At 67.6% G+C, this 17590-nt stretch carries 17 protein-coding genes; 13 read left to right on the top strand and 4 right to left on the bottom strand.

Going from position 1 to position 17590, the window contains the following annotated elements; translation table 11 throughout:
• Positions 1 to 60: 60 nt before the first annotated feature.
• Both OG776_RS04165 and OG776_RS04160 read right to left on the bottom strand, forming a co-directional pair.
• Entirely contained in the window at positions 61 to 1194 is a 1134-nt protein-coding gene (locus tag OG776_RS04165) for an IS630 family transposase (protein ID WP_329318992.1), read from the bottom strand.
• A gap of 27 nt (positions 1195 to 1221) precedes the next feature.
• Positions 1222 to 1935 (bottom strand): hypothetical protein, encoded by a 714-nt coding sequence (locus tag OG776_RS04160; RefSeq protein WP_329318990.1) that lies wholly within the window; start codon positions 1933 to 1935, stop codon positions 1222 to 1224.
• Positions 1936 to 2110: 175 nt separating this feature from the next.
• On the opposite strand from OG776_RS04160, the gene OG776_RS04155 reads away from it, so the two are divergent.
• From OG776_RS04155 to OG776_RS04140, 4 genes are all read left to right on the top strand, one after another.
• Positions 2111 to 2970 (top strand): IS5 family transposase gene (locus tag OG776_RS04155; RefSeq protein ID WP_443077347.1). Its coding sequence is split into 2 segments (ribosomal slippage): positions 2111 to 2461 and positions 2464 to 2970, totalling 858 coding nucleotides; the frame shifts between segments, so codons are not numbered across the junction.
• A gap of 176 nt (positions 2971 to 3146) precedes the next feature.
• Positions 3147 to 3731 (top strand): hypothetical protein, encoded by a 585-nt coding sequence (locus OG776_RS04150; RefSeq protein WP_329318988.1) that lies wholly within the window; start codon positions 3147 to 3149, stop codon positions 3729 to 3731.
• A 778-nt stretch (positions 3732 to 4509) separates the two neighbouring features.
• Positions 4510 to 4878, top strand: coding sequence for a hypothetical protein (locus tag OG776_RS04145; protein WP_329318985.1), 369 nt, complete (start codon positions 4510 to 4512; stop codon positions 4876 to 4878).
• Positions 4875 to 5546, top strand: coding sequence for a nucleotidyl transferase AbiEii/AbiGii toxin family protein (locus OG776_RS04140; protein ID WP_148014623.1), 672 nt, complete (start codon positions 4875 to 4877; stop codon positions 5544 to 5546). The genes OG776_RS04145 and OG776_RS04140 overlap by 4 nt, the downstream gene beginning before the upstream one ends.
• 287 nt (positions 5547 to 5833) lie before the next feature.
• Here OG776_RS04140 and OG776_RS04135 read toward each other — a convergent pair whose 3' ends face one another.
• Positions 5834 to 6841 carry an NAD(P)H-dependent glycerol-3-phosphate dehydrogenase gene (locus OG776_RS04135; RefSeq protein ID WP_329318982.1) on the bottom strand — a complete coding sequence of 336 codons (1008 nt, stop codon included), beginning with the start codon at positions 6839 to 6841 and terminating at the stop codon, positions 5834 to 5836.
• A gap of 1179 nt (positions 6842 to 8020) precedes the next feature.
• On the opposite strand from OG776_RS04135, the gene OG776_RS04130 reads away from it, so the two are divergent.
• The 4 genes from OG776_RS04130 (at position 8021) to OG776_RS04115 (ending at position 10898) form a co-directional block, all read left to right on the top strand.
• On the top strand, positions 8021 to 8320 hold the full coding sequence (locus OG776_RS04130; RefSeq protein WP_148011135.1) for a transposase: 300 nt from the start codon (positions 8021 to 8023) through the stop codon (positions 8318 to 8320).
• On the top strand, positions 8317 to 9204 hold the full coding sequence (locus OG776_RS04125) for an IS3 family transposase (protein WP_329318979.1): 888 nt from the start codon (positions 8317 to 8319) through the stop codon (positions 9202 to 9204). The genes OG776_RS04130 and OG776_RS04125 overlap by 4 nt, the downstream gene beginning before the upstream one ends.
• 86 nt (positions 9205 to 9290) lie before the next feature.
• A complete protein-coding gene (locus OG776_RS04120) occupies positions 9291 to 10118 on the top strand; it encodes a DUF6518 family protein (RefSeq protein ID WP_329318976.1) in 828 nt (275 codons plus the stop codon).
• A gap of 54 nt (positions 10119 to 10172) precedes the next feature.
• Entirely contained in the window at positions 10173 to 10898 is a 726-nt protein-coding gene (locus OG776_RS04115; protein WP_329318974.1) for a TetR/AcrR family transcriptional regulator, read from the top strand.
• A 143-nt stretch (positions 10899 to 11041) separates the two neighbouring features.
• On the opposite strand, the gene OG776_RS04110 is transcribed toward OG776_RS04115, so the two are convergent.
• Positions 11042 to 11200 carry a hypothetical protein gene (locus tag OG776_RS04110; protein ID WP_329318972.1) on the bottom strand — a complete coding sequence of 53 codons (159 nt, stop codon included), beginning with the start codon at positions 11198 to 11200 and terminating at the stop codon, positions 11042 to 11044.
• Between the two features lie 700 nt (positions 11201 to 11900).
• Here OG776_RS04110 and OG776_RS04105 point away from each other — a divergent pair.
• The 5 genes from OG776_RS04105 (at position 11901) to OG776_RS04085 (ending at position 17292) form a co-directional block, all read left to right on the top strand.
• Positions 11901 to 13379: an MFS transporter gene (locus OG776_RS04105; protein ID WP_329318970.1), complete on the top strand. Its 1479-nt coding sequence runs from the start codon at positions 11901 to 11903 to the stop codon at positions 13377 to 13379.
• Positions 13380 to 13558: 179 nt separating this feature from the next.
• On the top strand, positions 13559 to 14323 hold the full coding sequence (locus OG776_RS04100; protein ID WP_329318968.1) for an SDR family NAD(P)-dependent oxidoreductase: 765 nt from the start codon (positions 13559 to 13561) through the stop codon (positions 14321 to 14323).
• 197 nt (positions 14324 to 14520) lie between these two features.
• The gene (locus OG776_RS04095) at positions 14521 to 15138 is read left to right on the top strand and encodes a nuclear transport factor 2 family protein (protein WP_329318966.1); all 618 of its coding nucleotides are present in this window, start codon (positions 14521 to 14523) and stop codon (positions 15136 to 15138) included.
• A gap of 474 nt (positions 15139 to 15612) precedes the next feature.
• Complete coding sequence (locus OG776_RS04090; protein ID WP_329318964.1) at positions 15613 to 16575, top strand: NADP-dependent oxidoreductase; 963 nt, start codon at positions 15613 to 15615, stop codon at positions 16573 to 16575.
• Positions 16576 to 16707: 132 nt separating this feature from the next.
• Complete coding sequence (locus tag OG776_RS04085) at positions 16708 to 17292, top strand: TetR/AcrR family transcriptional regulator (RefSeq protein ID WP_329318962.1); 585 nt, start codon at positions 16708 to 16710, stop codon at positions 17290 to 17292.
• The last annotated feature ends 298 nt before the right edge of the window (positions 17293 to 17590 follow it).

Below are 17590 nucleotides of genomic sequence, written 5' to 3'. Positions count from 1 at the left end.
GTCAAGCAGCCTAGGCCCGGCCGATCTGGTTCGATCATTCGCTCCCTCACTAGTGCCGCATCAGGCAACGTTCGCCCTGTCGACCACCTCGCGGAGGCGTGCGTCGGCGGCGTGCTTGTTCCGCCAGAGGATGTAGCGGCGGATCATGCTGCCCTGCTCCTTGTGACTGGCGTGGTCCGTCCCGTCCAGTGCGAAGTAGCGCAGGGCGGTGAACTGGGCCTCGATACGGTTGAGCCAGGAACTGATGGTCGGCGTGCAGGCGAATTCGACGTTGTTGGCCGCGGCCCAATCGCCGACTCGGGTGTCCTTCTTCGTGGTCAGGTGCGGGGAGAAGTTGTCGAGCACGATCGCGATGCGGATTTCCGGCGGGTAGAGGCTGCGTAGGTAGCGGCAGAACTCCAGGAACCTCGTCCGGTTCTTCCTCGGCTTGATGTGGCCGTAAAGCTTGTCCTTGCCGAGGTCCAGAGCGGCGAACAGGTGCCGGACCCCGTGCGGGCGGGTGTAGGTTGCCCGCCTGCGGCGCCTCGGCTCCCGGTCGGGGTCCCTGTGCCGTCCGCCGCGCTCGGCCCACTGCCGCCCGGGGTGGGGTTGGAGGTTGAGCGGGCCGAACTCGTCGAGGCATAAGACGACCTCGGGTTCGCCGTCCTCGGGTATGACCTCGCCGTCGGCGATCGCGTAGAGATGCTCGACGCGGGCCTTTTTGGCGGCATAGTCGGGATCGCGGGAGGTCTTCCAGGTCTTTATGCGTTGAAAGGACACGCCCTCCTCACGGAGCAGGACCCGAAGGCCCTCGTGGCTGATGTCGTCGACCACCCCCTCGGCGACCAGGAAGTCGGCCAGCTTGGCCAGGCTCCAGGTCGAAAACGGCAGGTCGTGCTCGGCTGGCTGGGACTTGACGATCTTCTTGATCTCACGTCGTTCGGGCAGCGTGAACTTCTTGGGCCGGCCTCCCTTGTACTTCGGGTAAAGGGTGTCGAAGCCGTCAGCGTTGAAGTTGTGGATGACATCCCGGACCCGGTCTTCACTGGTGAACGTCACCTCAACGATCTTCGCCACGGTCATGCGCTGCGCGGACAGCAGCACCATCTGAGCCCGCCGCCAGGTCACCACCGACCCGGTGCCCCTGCGGACGATACGCAGCAAGCGCCGCCCCTCGCCGTCATCGAATCCGCGAACCTGTACCTGCTCTGCCATCCGCACATGATCTCGTTCAGCGCACGGTCATGCGGGTATTCCGGGCGGCGCGTAGTGGCGCAAGTAGTCACGCAACTGAGGCTCGAGCCCGGACAGGTCATTTCCGTTGAGGGCATGCCACAGACGGTTCTCGATCCAGAACCGATGGGCGAACTCCTCGAACGAAGGTGCACACCAGAGGATTGCGGCCCTTTGCTCCTCCGGATCGTCGAGATTGGTCTCCGTCTCTTCCCCATCGCGCCGTGCCTCGTACTCGTATTCGTAGTCGAGATAGGAGTGCACCACGAACGCCTCACCCGAAGAACGGAGGTAGAGGTACCAGATGACGCAGTCCTGTTGATCCCGCAGGAATCGCACGAGGAAGGCTCCAGGATCGACCGGACTAGGCAAGGGCTCTGAAATATCGGTCCAGCAGCCGGTCACCGAGACCTCGTCCAGCGAGTAGTGCAGCTTCGAGTCGGCCTGGAAGGTGGCGAAGTCCCGCGGCAGCGTCAAGCCTCTGGCCGACACGTCCTCTGCCAAGCGATTGAGCGCCGTGACCTGTTCGGGAACAGGTTCGCCGGTACCACCGAGCCATTGAAAGACGCCCGTGAACTGGGTGGAGTCGAGAGGTGGCAGACTCTCGTACGGGTAGTACTCGTAGGTGTAGCGGCAGGTCCTGTATGCACCCAGGTCCGTGGCACACCACTCAGAGTCGAAGCCGACCGAGGACAAGTCAGGCCCTGATCGTTCACCAGGCATCGGCCCCCCCTTTGATCATCGTGAGCGGAGTTGTCGGCGTCAGCATCGCACCGCCCACTGACACCCCTTGCAACGGGTGGGCGAAGCCAGCTCTCACTGGTGAGGGCGAACGTTGCCTGATGCGGCACTAGGGTCCGTCTTCAAAGATCATCGGATGGTGGATCATGGTGGGGTGATACGTCGCCATGAACTCACCGATCAGGAGTGGGAGTTACTCGCTCCGTTGATACCGCGGGCCGCGACGGGCCGTCCGCGTGTGGAGGATCGACAGGTCATCAACGGGATGGTCTACAAGATCCGGACCGGGATCTCCTGGCGTGACCTGCCGGATCGCTACGGGCCATGGAAGACGGTCTACACCCGCTTCCGCCGCTATGCGCTGGACGGCGTGTTCACCCGGGCCCTCCAGCAGATCCAGGCACACGCGGACGCGGCCGGCGACATCGACTGGCTCGTCCAGATCGACTCCACCATCGTCCGCGCCCACCAGCACGCCGCCGCCACCGGCCGAAAAGGGGGAACCACCCACCGGACGAACCGGACGATCACGCCCTCGGCCGATCGCGAGGAGGCCTGACCACCAAAATCCATCTCGCCTGCGACGGCAAGGGCCGCCCGCTCGCGATCCTGCTGACACCCGGCCAACGCCACGACAGCATCTGCGCGCGTCCCCTCCTGGAACGCATCCGCGTCCCGCGGACCGGCCTTGGCCGGCCCCGCTCCAAACCCGACCAGGTCATCGCCGACAAGGCCTACAGCTCACGAGGATTCCGCGCCTACCTGCGCAAACGCGGCATCGCGTGCACCATCCCGGAGAAAGCCGACCAGCAGCGACACCGGCTGGGCCGCGGCCGTCGCGGCGGCCGGCCACCGGCATTCGACCGACAGATCTATCGCCGCCGCAACGTAGTTGAGCGCTGCTTCAACCGCCTCAAAGGCTTCCGCGGCATCGCCACCAGATACGACAAGACCGCCACCTCCTACGAGGCAGCGGTCAATCTCGCATCATTCCTGCTCTGGGCAAGATCAGTTTGAAGACGGACCCTAGTACAGGGCCAGTGCTTACCCTGAGTATTGGGCAGACATCATGGACTGTGGCACCTCACCCAAGGGTCGATACGTGCGGCTGGTGATCCGTATGTGATCCGGTCCGGTCGGCTCAGCCGATAACAGCTGGCTTGCGCCCCGCCCCTGACCTCAGAATGCTCGGCGTGACAGACACGGGACCCACCGAAGAAGAGACGCCGGACGGACTCCTGGGCTGGTGTCTGGTGGCCAACGTGGCACGGGAGACCTCGCACGGCGAGAGCGGCCTCGACATCCAGCACGGCACGAAGCACTTCCGCGCCGGCACCCTGCTGTGGATCCCGCCCGCCATCTGGGACCCCGGCGACCCACGTCGACACGCGGTCGGCCGGCACCGGGGCAACAGCCGCCGGTACGTCAACATGGTCGTCCACCTGGAGGACCTGGAGAACTTCCGGGTCAAGGGTGTCTACGGCGAAGCCCTGGTGCGCAGCCTCAACAGCTACGGCCACGACCCGGCCGCCCCACGGACCCTGCAGAACCCGTGGACCCGCGAGCACGCCCAGAGCTGGGCGGACAGCTGGAACCGGCACCTGGAGCCCCTCTTCATCGAAGGCCACCCCTACGCCCACCCGCGGATCTCCGTCCCCAACCCCCCACCGGCCGAGATCCAGCTCGACGGCGAAACCCTCCACCTCGCCCGCTACGGCACCACAGGAGCCCACTACAGCCGCACCCCTCCACCCGCGGAATGGATCCCCGAGCCGTGATCCGCGTATTCGAACGACAGTGCGGGGAAGTTGGCGCCGCGGGTGGGTAATCACGTGACGCTCCCCACGGGGACGCGGACCACGTGCGCGGTGTGGTCCAGACGCTGCACCGCGAGGTCCGCGCGTGCCGCCCGGTGTACATCCACGTCTCCAGCGGCCAGACCTTCTAGAAGACCAGGTCCGCCGCCCGCCGTCGGGCTCACCGCGACGGGCCCGAGCCCGGGCCCTGACACTCCCGGGTAGGCGTTCTACGTAATCGGTCCAGGCCGCTCCGGTGCGGTCGATGCTGGACCAGGCATGGCACAGCAGGTCAGCGAAGCGGTCGCTTCTTCAGCATCTGCGAAGTCTCCTCAAGATCCGTGCGGGCAGGGATTCACGCTGACTGGATGAGTGCCGATCTGCAAGCGGACGGAACCTCCGCTCACAGCCCGCGCCAGAAACAACGGCACCTCTGTCGCGTCCATCGGTACTGGAATGCGCACGGCCAGCAAACCCCGCACCGTCCACAGCCGGCTCGGGCCGCTGCGCCTGGCGCCCATGGCTATCGTTCCAGCCGGGCCGCCTGGCGGGCGCCGGGCGGAGCCCACGGAGGACCAGCCCACTCGCCCAGCGGCGGCCGCCTTGTCGCCGGGCGTAGATGCCCTGCGAATACGGACCGCCACTGCGCCGCGTCCGTGAGCAGCGGAGCCGCCACCGAGGATCATTGCTCCGCCACAGGTAGTCAGCCGGTTCGGGCTTCGGCCCTCTGCTGCGCGGTCTGGCAGGTCATAATCGAGGCATGGCCTTGAGCTCGTCCCGTTTCCCGGTGCCGAACGCGTTTGAGCTGCTCCGCGAGCAGTACGCCAAGCGGCTGCCCGCCCGCCTTCAGGATCTGACGGGCCCCACTCGCGGCTCGGTCGACCTGCCGCTGCACGTGTCGTGGTCAGGACGCCGCTCCTACGAGGTGGAGCAGCCGCGCTCGCGGATGAGTCTCTACCGCACCGTCCTGGCCGAAGGGCAGCGCCAAGACCTGGTCGCCTTTTTGAACCGGGATCTGCTGCTCGAGCAGTGGCCGGTCCTGCGTACCCTGATCAGCAGGCCGCTGCGGGAGGCATGGGAGGCCGCCTTCCCTGAGCTGGCCGCCGTCCGGAGCATGCCGGCCGCGTGAATCTGACCGACCTGCACCGCCGGCTCCTTGCCGATGTACTCGCGATCGGCACCCCCTACCCCTTGGTGATCACAGGCGGCTATGCCGTCCAGGCCCACGGCCTGGTCGACCGCCTCAGCCAGGACCTCGATGTAGCCACCGACAACCCCGCCCCGATCGCCGAGATCGTCGCTGTGGTCAGCGACGGCCTAGCCACCCGCGGCTGGAGCATCCGCCAGATCGAGACCAGCGCCCTCTCCGGCCGTCTGATCGCAACCGACCCGAAATCCGGAGAGGAATGCGAGGTGGACGTCCTCAAAGAGGCATTCTGGAATCCGCCCACGCAAACCGAATACGGACCGGTCCTGGCCCTCGACGACGTGATCGGCACCAAGGTCCGCGCGCTCGCGGACCGCGGAGCAGTCCGCGACCTCATCGACGTCCACGCCGCCTCCCAGCACCGCACCACCGCCGACCTCGAAACGCTCGGCCGCCGCCACGCACGCTACGAGTTCAGCCTCGAAGACCTGCGCGACCGCCTCAACGGTGCCGAATGGTGGGACGACAAGGATTTCACCGACTACGGCCTCAATCCCGGCCAACTGACCGACCTGCGCGCCTGGGCCCTTGCCTGGGCAGCCGAGCTCGACGCCCGCCTATACGCCCAGGAGAACCCGGACGAGGTCTGAAGACCGGCGCTGCACCGAGGCTCGGCCCGGGGGCAGCACCACTGGAGGTCCCACGGACGCTCAGCCGGCTGCGGGTTCCTGGGTGGCCGGGGCGGTGTAGACGTTCTCGTGGGAGACCAGACCTCGAAGTTCCGCACGATCTAAGCGATCTCGGCCCCGACCACCGCATCATCGCCGTCGCCGCAGACACCGCACCAGTTCTCGGGAGGACCGACGAGAAGATCCTCGACAGCCCGCAGGTGGCGGCGGAAGGACACCGGCCCCCCGCAGGCAGGCGAGGAGGAGCCTCAGACGTCGTAGCGCTCTGACTTCGGCGTCCGGGACATCAACGCCGCGGCGGCGTCCGGGACAGACACGGCCCCTGCGATGACCGCGGAGACCACCTCGGTGATCGGCATCTCCACACGGTGTGCGGCCGCCAGGTCGAGGACCGCGCGGCAGGACATCACGCCCTCCGCGGTCTGCTTCGTCGCCACCGTCGCCTCGTCCACGGTCAACCCCCTGCCGAGGTGTTCGCCGAACGTCCGATTCCGGGAGAGCGGGGACGAGCAGGTCGCGATGAGGTCCCCGGCGCCGGCGAGCCCGGCGAACGTCAACGGGTCCGCGCCCATCGCCGCGCCCAGCCGCGCGGTCTCCGCGAGCCCCCGAGTGATGAGCAGCGCGCGGGCGTTGTCGCCGAGGCCGAGGCCGGTCGCGAGGCCGACCGCGAGCGCGATCACGTTCTTCACCGCGCCGCCGAGCTCGCACCCCACCACGTCCGTGCCCGTGTACGGACGGAAGTAGTGCGTGTGGCACGCCTGCTGCAACGCGGCCGCGGCGCTCTCGTCGGGGCACGCGATGACGGCCGCCGCCGGCTGCTGGGCGGCGACCTCCCGGGCGAGGTTCGGGCCGGACAGGATCGCGACCCGCTCCGGGCCGATGCCGGTGACATCGTGGATCACCTGCGTCATCCGCAGACCGCTGTGGGTCTCAACGCCCTTCATCAGGCTGACAACCACCGCGTCCGCACCGATGTGCGGAGTCCACGCGGCCAGGTTCGTCCGGAGCGTCTGCGCCGGGATCGACAGGACCACGTGCGCCGCACCCTCCAGGGCCTCCGGTGCGCTGGTCGTCGCGCGCAGCCGGTCCGGGAGCGTCACACCGGGCAGATAAGCGGGGTTCTCGCACTGATGGTTGATTGCGTCGGCGACTTCCGGCCGCCGCGCGTGGACCGTCACGTCGCTGCCGGCGTCCGCGAACACCTTGGCCATGGCCGTGCCCCACGACCCCGCGGAGAGCACCGCAACCCGAACCATTCCCAGAACCCCGCCTCATACCATCGCTGTTCTGCGGACCCTACCCGGGCCTGGCCGGTCAGGGCCTGCGGAGCGTCACCACCGGAGCGACGCGTCCCGGCAGACGCGACGTCATCCCCTCCGCCTGCTCCTTACCGACCTCGTGGCGGAGATCCGCGGCCCGGGCTTGCCACCACAGGCGTTACAGCCGCCCCCACAAGGCTGGTTCCTTCGGCCGGACCTCCACGTCCGGCGGACGCGGCCTGGCCTGCTACACGTTCACGCAGGCCGCCCCTCCCGGCCCGAGTCATCACAGCACGGCCACCAGGTTGCGGGCCGAGAGGGCGTCCGCGTCGGTGTAGGTCGACAGCCCAGGCCGCAGGCTCCCCGACAGCGGGCACCGCCAGGGCGGCACGTTCGGCCTGCCTGGGTCGCCATCAGGTCGCGGTTGACCACAGCCAGTGCAAGCTCCAGCTCCCACCGCATCCACCATCTTGATCATTTGGGGACCATCCTCGCCTGCGCGGAGAGCAGCTAGCGTTGTAGCTAGTTGTCCCCGTCCCCGCGTGCACGGGGAACAGAAGAACTCCAAGACCGAACCGTTGGCCTAGTAGAGACCATCCCCGCGTGCGCAGGGAGCAGGCCATCAGTGCGACGGCGTCGGCGGCGTTGTCGGGACCATCCCGGCGTGCGCGGGGAGCAGACCGGACGGCCGTTAGGCTGGAATACGTGCCCGGGACCATCCCCGCGTGCGCGGGGAGCAGCGCTTCTGGCCTCGAGACCGTGAAGTCCCTCTGGGACCATCCCCGCGTGCGCGGGGAGCAGGTCTCGTCCCATGTGGACAGGTGCAGAAGCCAGGGACCATCCGCGCGTACGCGGGAGCAGGGCTGGGCCGCATCGTTCATCGGCCTCCACAAGGGACTATCCCCGCGTGCGCGGGGAGCAGAAGGTGTCCGCGTTCCCGGCCGTGGGCACGCCGGGACCATCCCCGCGTGCGCGGGGAGCAGCGAGTGATCGACGGAACGGCGATCTCGTTGTTGGGATCATCCCTGCGTGCGCGGGAGGAGCCAATCAGCCGGATCGGTTTTCACTCCTTGGTGTTGGCTGGATTGTTAGGTGTGGCGGTCTACGGCTGAACCTTCCCCTTGATCGTGGACACCTGGAGACTGGGACCTGAGGTTCCAGAGGAAGTAGCGCCAGGTGGGAAGCAAATACACGAAGCGGTACACCGAGGAGTTCAAGCGGGACGCGATCGCGCTCGTCGACTCTTCGGGCAAGACGGTCACGGCGGTCGCCCGGGATCTCGGCATCAGCTCCGAGTCCCTGCGCGGCTGGTACCGCCAGGCCAAGGCAGACCAGGGCGAGGGAGCCCCGGGTGATCTCACCACGGCCGAGCGTGAGGAGCTCAGGCGACTGCGTCGGCAGAACATCGAACAGGCCAAGACGATCGAGGTGCTGCGAAAAGCCGCGGTCTTCTTCGCGAAGGAGAGCGATCGGTGAACGACACGTACGCGTTCATCGAGGCGGAGAAGACCACCCACGGCGTCGCTTTCCTCTGCAGGCTGCTGAAGGTTGCCCGCTCCTCCTTCTACGTCTGGCTCGCCGCGGCCAGGACCCGAACGGTCCGCAAGGCCGCCGACGAGGCCCTGGTACACGAGATCACCGTCATCCACGTCGGCTCACGCCAGACCTACAGCGTCCCGCGCATCCATGCCGAACTCCGGCGTTTGGGGCGGCGCGTGAACCGCAAGCGGGTCGCCCGCCTGATGCGCGAGCACGGTATCCAGGGAGCCCATCGCCGCAGGCAGCGGTCGCTGACCCGGCCGGACAAGAAGGCGAAGCCGGCGCCGGACCTGATCGGCCGCGATTTCCATGCCGAGATCCCCGGCACGAAGCTGGTCGGCGACATCACCTGCCTCCCAACCGCCGAGGGCTGGCTCTACCTCGCCTGCCGGCTGGACCTGGCCACCCGCGAGGTCGTCGGCTACTCGATGGCCGACCACCACCGCGCAGACCTGGTCGTGGATGCCCTGAAGATGGCCGCCGGCCGTGGGCGGCTCCGGCCCGGCTGCATAGCGCATTCGGACCGCGGCAGCGAATACACCAGCAGCCAATTCCGCAATGAAATAAGCGAGTTGAACCTCCGGCAAAGCTGCGGACGCACCGGATCATGCTTCGACAACGCCGCCGCGGAGAGTTTCTGGGCCCTGCTCAAGGAAGAGATCGGCACCAGAGTCTGGCCCGACCGGGCCACCGCCCGCGCCGACGTTTTCGACTTCATCGAGACGTTCTACAACCGCCGCCGACTGCGCAAGCACAAGGTCTTCGGCTACCTCACCCCAGCCGAGACCCGGCAACGGCACCAACACGGCCTCGCAGCATAGAGATCAAGTGTCCAAGAACACGGGGAAGCTTCAGTCCCGCACCCCGTCACCCGCTGGGCCTTTCCCGCCCCTACCGAACGGACACCATGCCGACGCCGCCGACTTCTCGCACGCACAAGCGCATTCCAGCCCTCAGCGCACCGGCTGCGGGGCTCGCCGCAGGCCTCGTCCTCGGCCTGCTCACCAACCTCGCTCAGGGCTGGCTGCCCGGCTCCTTCAACCAGATACCGAACTCGGGGGCTGTCTGGTCCGCCGCCGCTTTTGCCGCCGGCGTGATCCTGGCCCACCGGGCCACCCCCGTTCTCGCCGCAGGAACAGGGCTGCTCACCGAACTCGGACTGGTCATCGGCTACTACGGCTACGCAGCCTGCGGGCGAGACGGCATCGGCGCCCTCACCATGCCGCTCCTCTGGGCGGCCGCGGCCTGCGTCGCAGGTCCTCTTTTCGGTGTCGCAGGTTTTTTGTCCCGCAACGGGTCGAGCGCTGCGCGACGCATCGCCGGGACCGCGGCTCTCGCCGGCGTCTTCGGGGGAGAGGGCTTCTACTACGCGCGGGTGCTGCACCACTCGACCGAAGCGACGGCCTGCATCCTCGTTCTCGTGGTCCTCTCGCTGCTGCTGCCCCGCACCCTCAGGGACCGCACCCTGACCCTGGCGGCCGCGGTGGGGCTGTCCCTGCTGTCCTTCGTTGTCGTCGGTGCGGCCGGGACCGCGATCAGCAGCGCGCCGGCATTCGACCCTGCAGTCGTTCCAGACCGCGAGAGTGTCCTGCGGGTGGACGCGGCGGTGCAGCAGACAGAGATGTTCTCGGCGGAGACTCAGCTGTTCCGCGGCTCCCCGACGCTGCCGGGCGACATGCTGCCCGGTACCTCTGCGGGTGGCGGCCTGCACAGCAGAAATGCGGACAGAGCGTAAGCGGACGACTACCGTCCTCTTGTGCTAGTCTGCGGACGGGGAATTCCCACCCGCTTGCTCGAAGCAGGCGCTGTGCACGCACGAAAAGGCCACATGGTGAGTGATCGCAAGGAGATAGTCCGTCGATCCGGCCGGTTGAAGACCGAGATCCAGGTGCCACCCAGTCTGGGCGCTGCACCGGTCGCTCGGGCAGATGCGCAGCGTAACCGGTGTGCGCTGATCGTTGCGACGCGGGAGGCGATCGCCGCTCGCGGGCTCGAGGTTTCGGCCCTGGACATCGCGAAGGCGGCCGGCCTGGGTGTCGGCACCCTCTACCGGCGTTTCGGCACCAAGGAGGCGCTGCTGGGCGCCGTGGTACTCAGCTTCTACGACGAACTGTGCGTTCTCGCGCGGGAATGCATGGAACGAGAGGACCCGTGGGACGGGCTGGTCGAGTTCGTGATGCAGCTCGCAGGCGCGCACCGCGACAACATCGGCCTGGCCGAGGTCACCGCAGCATGCGAGGGGCCGCCCTCGCCCGAGCTCGCGGAGCGAACCGCCGCGGTACAGGAAGCCGTCATCCAGCTGACGGACCGGGTGCGTGCTACAGGTGTCCTGCGTGACGATGTGACCTGGCAGGACATCATGATCTGTTCACGCGCCTCGCTGGATACCGATCATTGCCTCGGTGTCGACGCAGGCCCTGACGGATGGCGCAGGGTCATCACACTACTGCTCGACGGGATGCGCGCCCCCGCACACACTCCGCTCACAGGGCCGGGCCCCCAGGTCCGCCCCTGACGCGCGCAAGAGCGCTGACGACGATTCTCGGTCTCGGACACGACTTCACACTGGCCGTCGGTGCATTGTTGTGAGCACCCCGTTCTCCAGGGGAGGACGGCGAGGAGTGACATGTCGGGGTGCATCGGCGGCCGCCCCCGTCGTCAGCGTGACGTTCCCGAGCGGTCACGGCTGCGGCGCGGGGTGTCGTGGCGCAGCGTGATCCGCACGAAGACCGTCGGCGACATGACGGCGTGCGGGGCGATGATGACGGGCTTGCCGTAGCGGAGGGCGCCCGGCCGTCCTGAACACAGGATTGCCATCGCCGCTACGCGCTTCGCCCGGCTGCACGGCCATCGCATCCCGTACTGCGCTCAGCGCACGGGGCCTGCGACCGAAGCGTGCCCCGAGGGCGGGGGAGCCGATGATCCCCCGGCGCGAGCCGTACAACGACACCCCACGCCGGCCACCGGCGACGGCGCAGCCAGGGCCATCGGACAGCAGGCTCATTCGTGCGCCGCGCATCAAGCTGGCCGCGCGGTGCCGGCTGCGCAGTCGCACCAGTGTCAGCGACAGCGCCATCCCGCAGCATTCGAGGCTGTCCCGGCGCCAGTCAAGGCTCGTATCACTGCGGGGCCACAGCGGCTTCCGTACCGGGTGGCCGAGGTTCTATGCGCCCCGTTTTTTCGGGGGGTCGCCAGCAGGCTGCCGGAGTGGCGGACGGATGCAGATCCGCTCGGCTGCAGTTCCGAATCGACGTCGTTGGCCATCGCCGGACATTAAACGGACGATGACTGTCCTCTTGTGGTACATTCGCAGAAGCGGATGGATATCGTCCGCTTGGCGGGTGGTCTTCTGCACAGAGGCGCGGTGCGTCCCCTGAGCGAGTCGGCCCCTGGTCATCCCCAATCTCATGACCGGCCCGACCGCCAGGCCACCGTCCGCCGGGGCCGAGGCCGTCTGCGGCTGCATCGTCTGGGAGCTCCGATCTCCCCCGTCCGTTTCCGAGGAGCCACCTTTCCCATGGCCGCAACCCCACACCCGCATCCCCGGCGCTGGGCCGCGCTTGCGTTCATCTCCATTGCCCAACTGATGGTCTTTTTGGACAGCGCGATCATGAACATCGCACTGCCGTCCGCCCAGCAGGCCCTGCACTTCTCCGACGGCGGCCGCCAATGGGTCATCACCGCTTACGGCCTGGCGTTCGGCGGGCTGCTGATCCTCGGCGGGCGCCTGGGCGACCTGCTCGGCCGCAAGAGGGCCTTCACCATCGGGCTGATCGGCTTCGCCCTGGCCTCCGCGCTCGGCGGAGCCGCGAGCAACCTAGGCGTTCTTCTGGTGGCCCGAGCCGGGCAGGGCGTCTTCGGAGCGCTCCTGGCTCCTGTCGCTCTCGCCCTGATCTCACTGACCTTCACCGACGCCAGGGAACGGGCCAAGGCCTTCGGCATCTACGGTGCCATCGCCACCGCCGGGGGCGTACTGGGCCTGCTGCTGGGCGGCCTGCTCACTGAATACCTGAACTGGCGCTGGTCGATGCTCGTCAACATCCCCATTGCCGTCATCGGGATCATCGGCGCGATGACTGTCGTGCAGGACATTCCCACCCAGGGCAAGCGCACCCGCATCGACATACCCGGCGCGATCCTGGCCACTTTCGGGCTGGTGGCTCTGGTCTTCGGCTTCTCCGAGGCCGAAAGCCGCGGCTGGGGCTCCAGCCTCACCATCACCCTGCTCGTCGCAGCCGTGGCTCTGATCCTGGCCTTCTTGATCACAGAGAAGAAGATCACGTCACCCCTGCTCCCGCTGCACGTTCTCACTGAACGCAACCGGGCCGGCGCCTACCTCTCGGTGGGACTCGCAGTGATGAGCATGTTCGGGATGTTCTTGTTCCTCAGCTACTACCTGCAGTTGGTCAAGGGCTACTCCCCAGTGATCACCGGCGTCGCGTTCGTACCTCTGGGCGCCGCGCAGGCCTTCGGTTCCATGGTGCTTGGCACCCGCCTGTCAGGCAGGGTGCGCCCCGGTCTGCTGATGGCCGGCGGCTACCTCGTGACAGCGGTCGGCGTCGTCCTGCTCGCCCTGCTGCGGGCTGACAGCTCCTACGCCCTGCTGGCCGTCGCCGAGATCATCACAGGCCTCGGCATCGGTACCGCTTTCATGCCCGCCATGAGCCTGGGCACCCACGGCGTCGACCCCCAGGACGCCGGTGTCGCCTCCGCGATGGTCGGCACCTCCCAGCAGGTCGGCGGCTCCGTCGGCACCGCCCTCCTCAACACCATCGCCGCCAGTTCCACCACCACCTACCTTGCCACTCACGGGCACAGCCAGGCAGTTGCCGACGTCGCACTGGTCCACGGATTCACCGCGGCGTACTGGTGGGCCTTCGGATTCCTGCTTCTGTCAGCGCTGATCTCCCTCTTCGCGGTCAACGCTCCACGCCCGGACCACAGCGTGGCTGCCAGTGGAGCGACAGCCGCGCAAGAGCCTGTCCTAGCGCACTGACCTTCCCCGAGCGACCGCATCAGGCTCTCAACCTCCCCTGCACACTCCCCAGTCACGCCCGAAAGCAGTACCAGCAACGCAGAACCGCAAGGGTCGGCACGGCCCTTCCGATCACCGAACACACGTTGATCGTCCCGGCGTAGTAGTCACTTCCACGCCGGGCAACGAAAGGAAATCCCATGTCCAACCGTCTGCAGTCCAAGGTCATCGTCGTCACCGGAGGTACCTCCGGAATGGGTTCGGCCTTCGCCAAGCGAGCCGTCTCCGAGGGAGCGACTGTGCTCATCGGCGCCCGCGACAAGGCACGGGGCGAGGCCACGGTGGCCGACATCACCGCAGAGGGCGGCACGGCCCTGTTCGTCCCCACCGACGTGACCGTCGAGGAAGAGGTCGCCCACCTGGTCGATGTCGCCGTCAAGGAGTTCGGAGGCCTGCACGGTGCCTTCAACAACGCCGGCGGCGGCAACAGCCAGGGAGCAATCCGTGACATCGACAAGGCCTTCTGGGACGGTGTCATCGCGCTCAACCTGACCAGCGTGTTCTACAGCCTCAAGCACCAGATCCCCGCGATCGTGGCCAGCGGCGGCGGCTCCATCGTCAACAATGCGTCCGTGGTCGGCGTGGTCGGCGATCCCGGTGCCGCCGCCTACGCGGCCGCCAAGCACGGCGTCGTGGGCCTCACCCGCTCCACGGCACTCGACGCAGCCAAGGAAGGCGTGCGCGTCAATGCCCTGGTGACGGGGCTGGTCAACACCCCCCTGTGGCAGGGCTTCACCGCCAGCAACCCGGAAGCCGCAAGCGCCCTCCTCAACCAGCAGCCGACCGGGCGGGCCGCCGACGAAGCGGAGATCGCCGCCTTCGCCACCTTCCTGCTCAGCGACGAAAGCCCGTTCATCACCGGTGCGGCTCTCGCCATCGACGGCGCACTCACCGCCGGCTACTAGGCCTTCCAGCGCCACGCAGTCGCGCTCGCACTGTGCCTTCGCCGCGCGACGGCCATGCGCCCCGCCCGCCACTGCACGGCGAAGGGACAGGCCCCGCCGAATCCGCAACCAACTGATCCTCACACCATGTGCACCGTTCGCCATCGCTCCAGCCCTGCGAGACACCCGCACCTGCGGCAACGAAAAGGAACCACATCATGAACGAGCAGAGGACCCGCACATCCGCCGTCTGGCGCTCGCGGATCACCGGATCCGCACTGGCGGCCGGACTCCTGATCGGCGGCGGCGCCGCCACCGTAGCGTTCACTTCCTCGTCCGCCAGCGCGACCGACCAGTCGCGGACCTCCTACCCGCAACTCGAGGCCAAGGTCCAGCGCCTGGACGACATCGAGGACATCCGTCAGCTCAAGTCCCGCTACTTCCGCTTCGTGGACGAGAAGAACACCGACCAGCTGGCATCGCTGTTCACCCCCCACGCAAAGATCGTCACAGATGGCACCGCGTTCAAGTCGCCGCGAGACTTCGCGAAGGTGATCCATGACATCATCGGTGCTGCACCGACGGCCCACTCGGGCTACATGCCAGAGATCACCATAGCGGGACCCCACACAGCGACCGGTATCTGGTCCATGCAGGACGTCATGAACATTCCGGCGGGCACCAAGGGCATCGAAGGCCACCACGGATACGGCCAATACCGAGAGACCTACGAGAAAGTCCACGGCACGTGGCTGATCAGCTCGGTGAAGCTGACCCGCTTCTGGATGGAACCGCTGCCCGCCTGGACCCCTCCCGCTGACCAGTCCGCCAAATAGCGACGAACTCCCGTTCATCGTCAAGGCCCCCTGCCCATGCGGCATGCACCTGCATGAACGCCTGCTCCGCGGACTGAAATGACACGGACGTCCGCACACAACGGGATCATGCCGGGCCGCCGGCTCGAGATCGGCGAAGCCGGGAAATCAAGGGCGTCCCCACCACCGCTCCTCGAGATCTCCGAGCGCCGCCCTCATCCGCCGCGGCTACCCGCAGACACGCTGGAGCGGGACGCCGAACGCTATGGCCGGCGGTGATGCCCCACCACACAATTCAGAGCGTCGCCGCCGGCGTAAAGCCAGCGCAGGCCTGCAGGCAGCGCCACGCTGCCACGTCGACCAGGCCATGCAGCCACAGTCCCGCAGCCAGCACAGCGGGGCCCTCGCAAAGCAGCGAGGCAGATCACAGCGGCATCCCGTGCCCAGCGGTACGGCTGACCGCGCGCATCCCTACAGAGACGAGAAGAAACAACAATGAAGGCTGTAGGAGTTTTCCGCTACGGCGGCCCCGAAGTACTCGAGGCCGTCGAGCTCCCGATCCCAGAGGTCGGACCGGGTCAGATCCGCATACGTGTACATGCAGCGGCCGTCAACCCCGCCGATGTACTGCTGCGCATGGGATACACCGACCAGATGCTTGCCGGCCGCCTGACCCCGCCCTACCGGCCGGGCATGGATGCAGCGGGCGTGGTGGACGCCATCGGCCCGGACACAATCACTGGTCTCAGGGTCGGCGACCGCGTGATGGCCATGGTCATCCCCATCGACTCCTCCGGCGGCGCATACGCGCAGTTCCTCGTCCTGGATCCCCGGCAGATCGTCCGGGCCCCCCGCGGATCCACCCACGCCGAGGCGGCCACGCTTCCGATGAACGGGCTCACCGCACGCCGCGCCCTCGACATCCTCGGCCTGGCCCCCGGCAGCTGGATAGCGGTCACGGGCGCTGCAGGCGCTCTGGGCGGATACACCGTCCAACTGGCCAAGGCCGATGGCCTGCGCGTCGTGGCTGACGCAGCTCCCACCGACGAGGAGCTGGTACGCACGCTGGGTGCCGATCTGCTCGTCGACCGAGGACCAGGGGTCGGCGAGTGCATCCGCCACGTCGTTCCCCACGGCGTGGATGCCGCCGTGGATGCCGCGATCATGGGCCCCGAGATACTGCCCGCTGTCCGGGCCGGCGGCCAGATCGCCCTGGTGCGCAGCGACGGGGAACCCGGAGTCACCCCTGTGGACGGCCAGGAGAACGTGATGACGCACAACATATTCGTACCGGAGTACCGCTATGCCCACGACAAGCTCGATGCTCTGCGCGCACTGGCGGAGGACGGCCAGATCTCGCTGCGGGTCGCGGAGGAGTTCCCGGCCCACCGGGCAGCCGAGGCGCATCGCCGATTCGAAGCGGGCGGCGTTCGCGGCCGGCTCGTTCTCACCTTCTGAGCCGTCCAGCCAGGGTGGTGGTCGCCCGTCCTTTGTCGGCGGCCCCACTTGTTCAATCAGCTTGTCGATTCCGCAGCGCCCCCGCGCTCGGACCCTCACGAGATCTGCCGGGCCGCAGCCGGAACAATGGCAATGAACACAGGCATCGGGGAGGGGCGCAAATCCCGTCCCAGGGCCGACGCGCTGCTCAACCGTGAACGCATCCGGGCCGCTGCCTGCGAGGCATTCGCCCAACAGGGCCCGGATGTCTCGCTGGACGAGATCGCACGCAGGGCGGGCATCGGCAATGCCACGCTCTACCGGCACTTCACGAACCGGCGCGAACTCGTCCGTACGACCGTGCTGTCGCTGCTCTCGCATACAGCAGATCGGGCAGAGGACGCACTCGCCACGGAGCTGCCCCCGATGACGGCCCTACGACACTTCGTACACCGCGCGCTGGACGAGCACTTCGGCGCGCTGTGTCCGATGCTCGCCGATTGTTTTGATGCCCGGGACCGGGAGCTCTGCCGGGCACGCTCACGGGTTGTGCGTGCGATATCGAACCTCGTCCAGGCTGCTCAGCACTCGGGCAGGCTTCGCCCCGATGTCACCGTGACAGATCTGACCACGGCCGTCGCCAGATTGGCACGGCCTCTGGCTGGTCCGGTTCCCGAGGGGAGCGACCACTGCGTTCATCGCCATGTAGAGGTGCTGCTGGACGGCTTCAGCACATGACGTCCCTCCGAGCCGTCGTACACCAGAGCCAGGGAGTAACGGCCGTTTCAAAGGGGCGCCACCATGCTGTCCGAGGCGTCGCCTGGGATGGTGCCCAGGCGATCGCGCTCGACATCCGGGTCGCCGACCACCAGCGGCAACGCGAGGTTTTCCACGTACTCGCCCGGCGCCGGTGGCACGGCGCCTACCGCGGCCCTCCGTGACCCGGCAGCGCACACAGCCGTCCGTTCAACTCCTCCTCAGCTTTTCAGGTCGCGACGAGCGAGGTTTGCGGTGCGGCCGACTGCATACGCATACG

This window comes from Streptomyces sp. NBC_01689, from assembly GCF_036250675.1.
Lineage (GTDB): Bacteria > Actinomycetota > Actinomycetes > Streptomycetales > Streptomycetaceae > Streptomyces.
This window is presented reverse-complemented; position numbering and strand designations above follow the sequence as displayed.

Excerpts from the sequence above, each read along its gene's own strand:
- OG776_RS04165 (WP_329318992.1), bottom strand. The coding sequence starts at position 1,194 with ATGGCAGAGCAGGTACAGGTTCGCGGATTCGATGACGGCGAGGGGCGG.
- OG776_RS04160 (WP_329318990.1), bottom strand. The coding sequence starts at position 1,935 with ATGCCTGGTGAACGATCAGGGCCTGACTTGTCCTCGGTCGGCTTCGAC.
- OG776_RS04145 (WP_329318985.1), top strand. The coding sequence starts at position 4,510 with ATGGCCTTGAGCTCGTCCCGTTTCCCGGTGCCGAACGCGTTTGAGCTG.
- OG776_RS04135 (WP_329318982.1), bottom strand. The coding sequence starts at position 6,841 with ATGGTTCGGGTTGCGGTGCTCTCCGCGGGGTCGTGGGGCACGGCCATG.
- OG776_RS04120 (WP_329318976.1), top strand. The coding sequence starts at position 9,291 with ATGCCGACGCCGCCGACTTCTCGCACGCACAAGCGCATTCCAGCCCTC.
- OG776_RS04110 (WP_329318972.1), bottom strand. The coding sequence starts at position 11,200 with ATGGCAATCCTGTGTTCAGGACGGCCGGGCGCCCTCCGCTACGGCAAG.
- OG776_RS04105 (WP_329318970.1), top strand. The coding sequence starts at position 11,901 with ATGGCCGCAACCCCACACCCGCATCCCCGGCGCTGGGCCGCGCTTGCG.
- OG776_RS04100 (WP_329318968.1), top strand. The coding sequence starts at position 13,559 with ATGTCCAACCGTCTGCAGTCCAAGGTCATCGTCGTCACCGGAGGTACC.
- OG776_RS04095 (WP_329318966.1), top strand. The coding sequence starts at position 14,521 with ATGAACGAGCAGAGGACCCGCACATCCGCCGTCTGGCGCTCGCGGATC.
- OG776_RS04090 (WP_329318964.1), top strand. The coding sequence starts at position 15,613 with ATGAAGGCTGTAGGAGTTTTCCGCTACGGCGGCCCCGAAGTACTCGAG.
- OG776_RS04085 (WP_329318962.1), top strand. The coding sequence starts at position 16,708 with ATGAACACAGGCATCGGGGAGGGGCGCAAATCCCGTCCCAGGGCCGAC.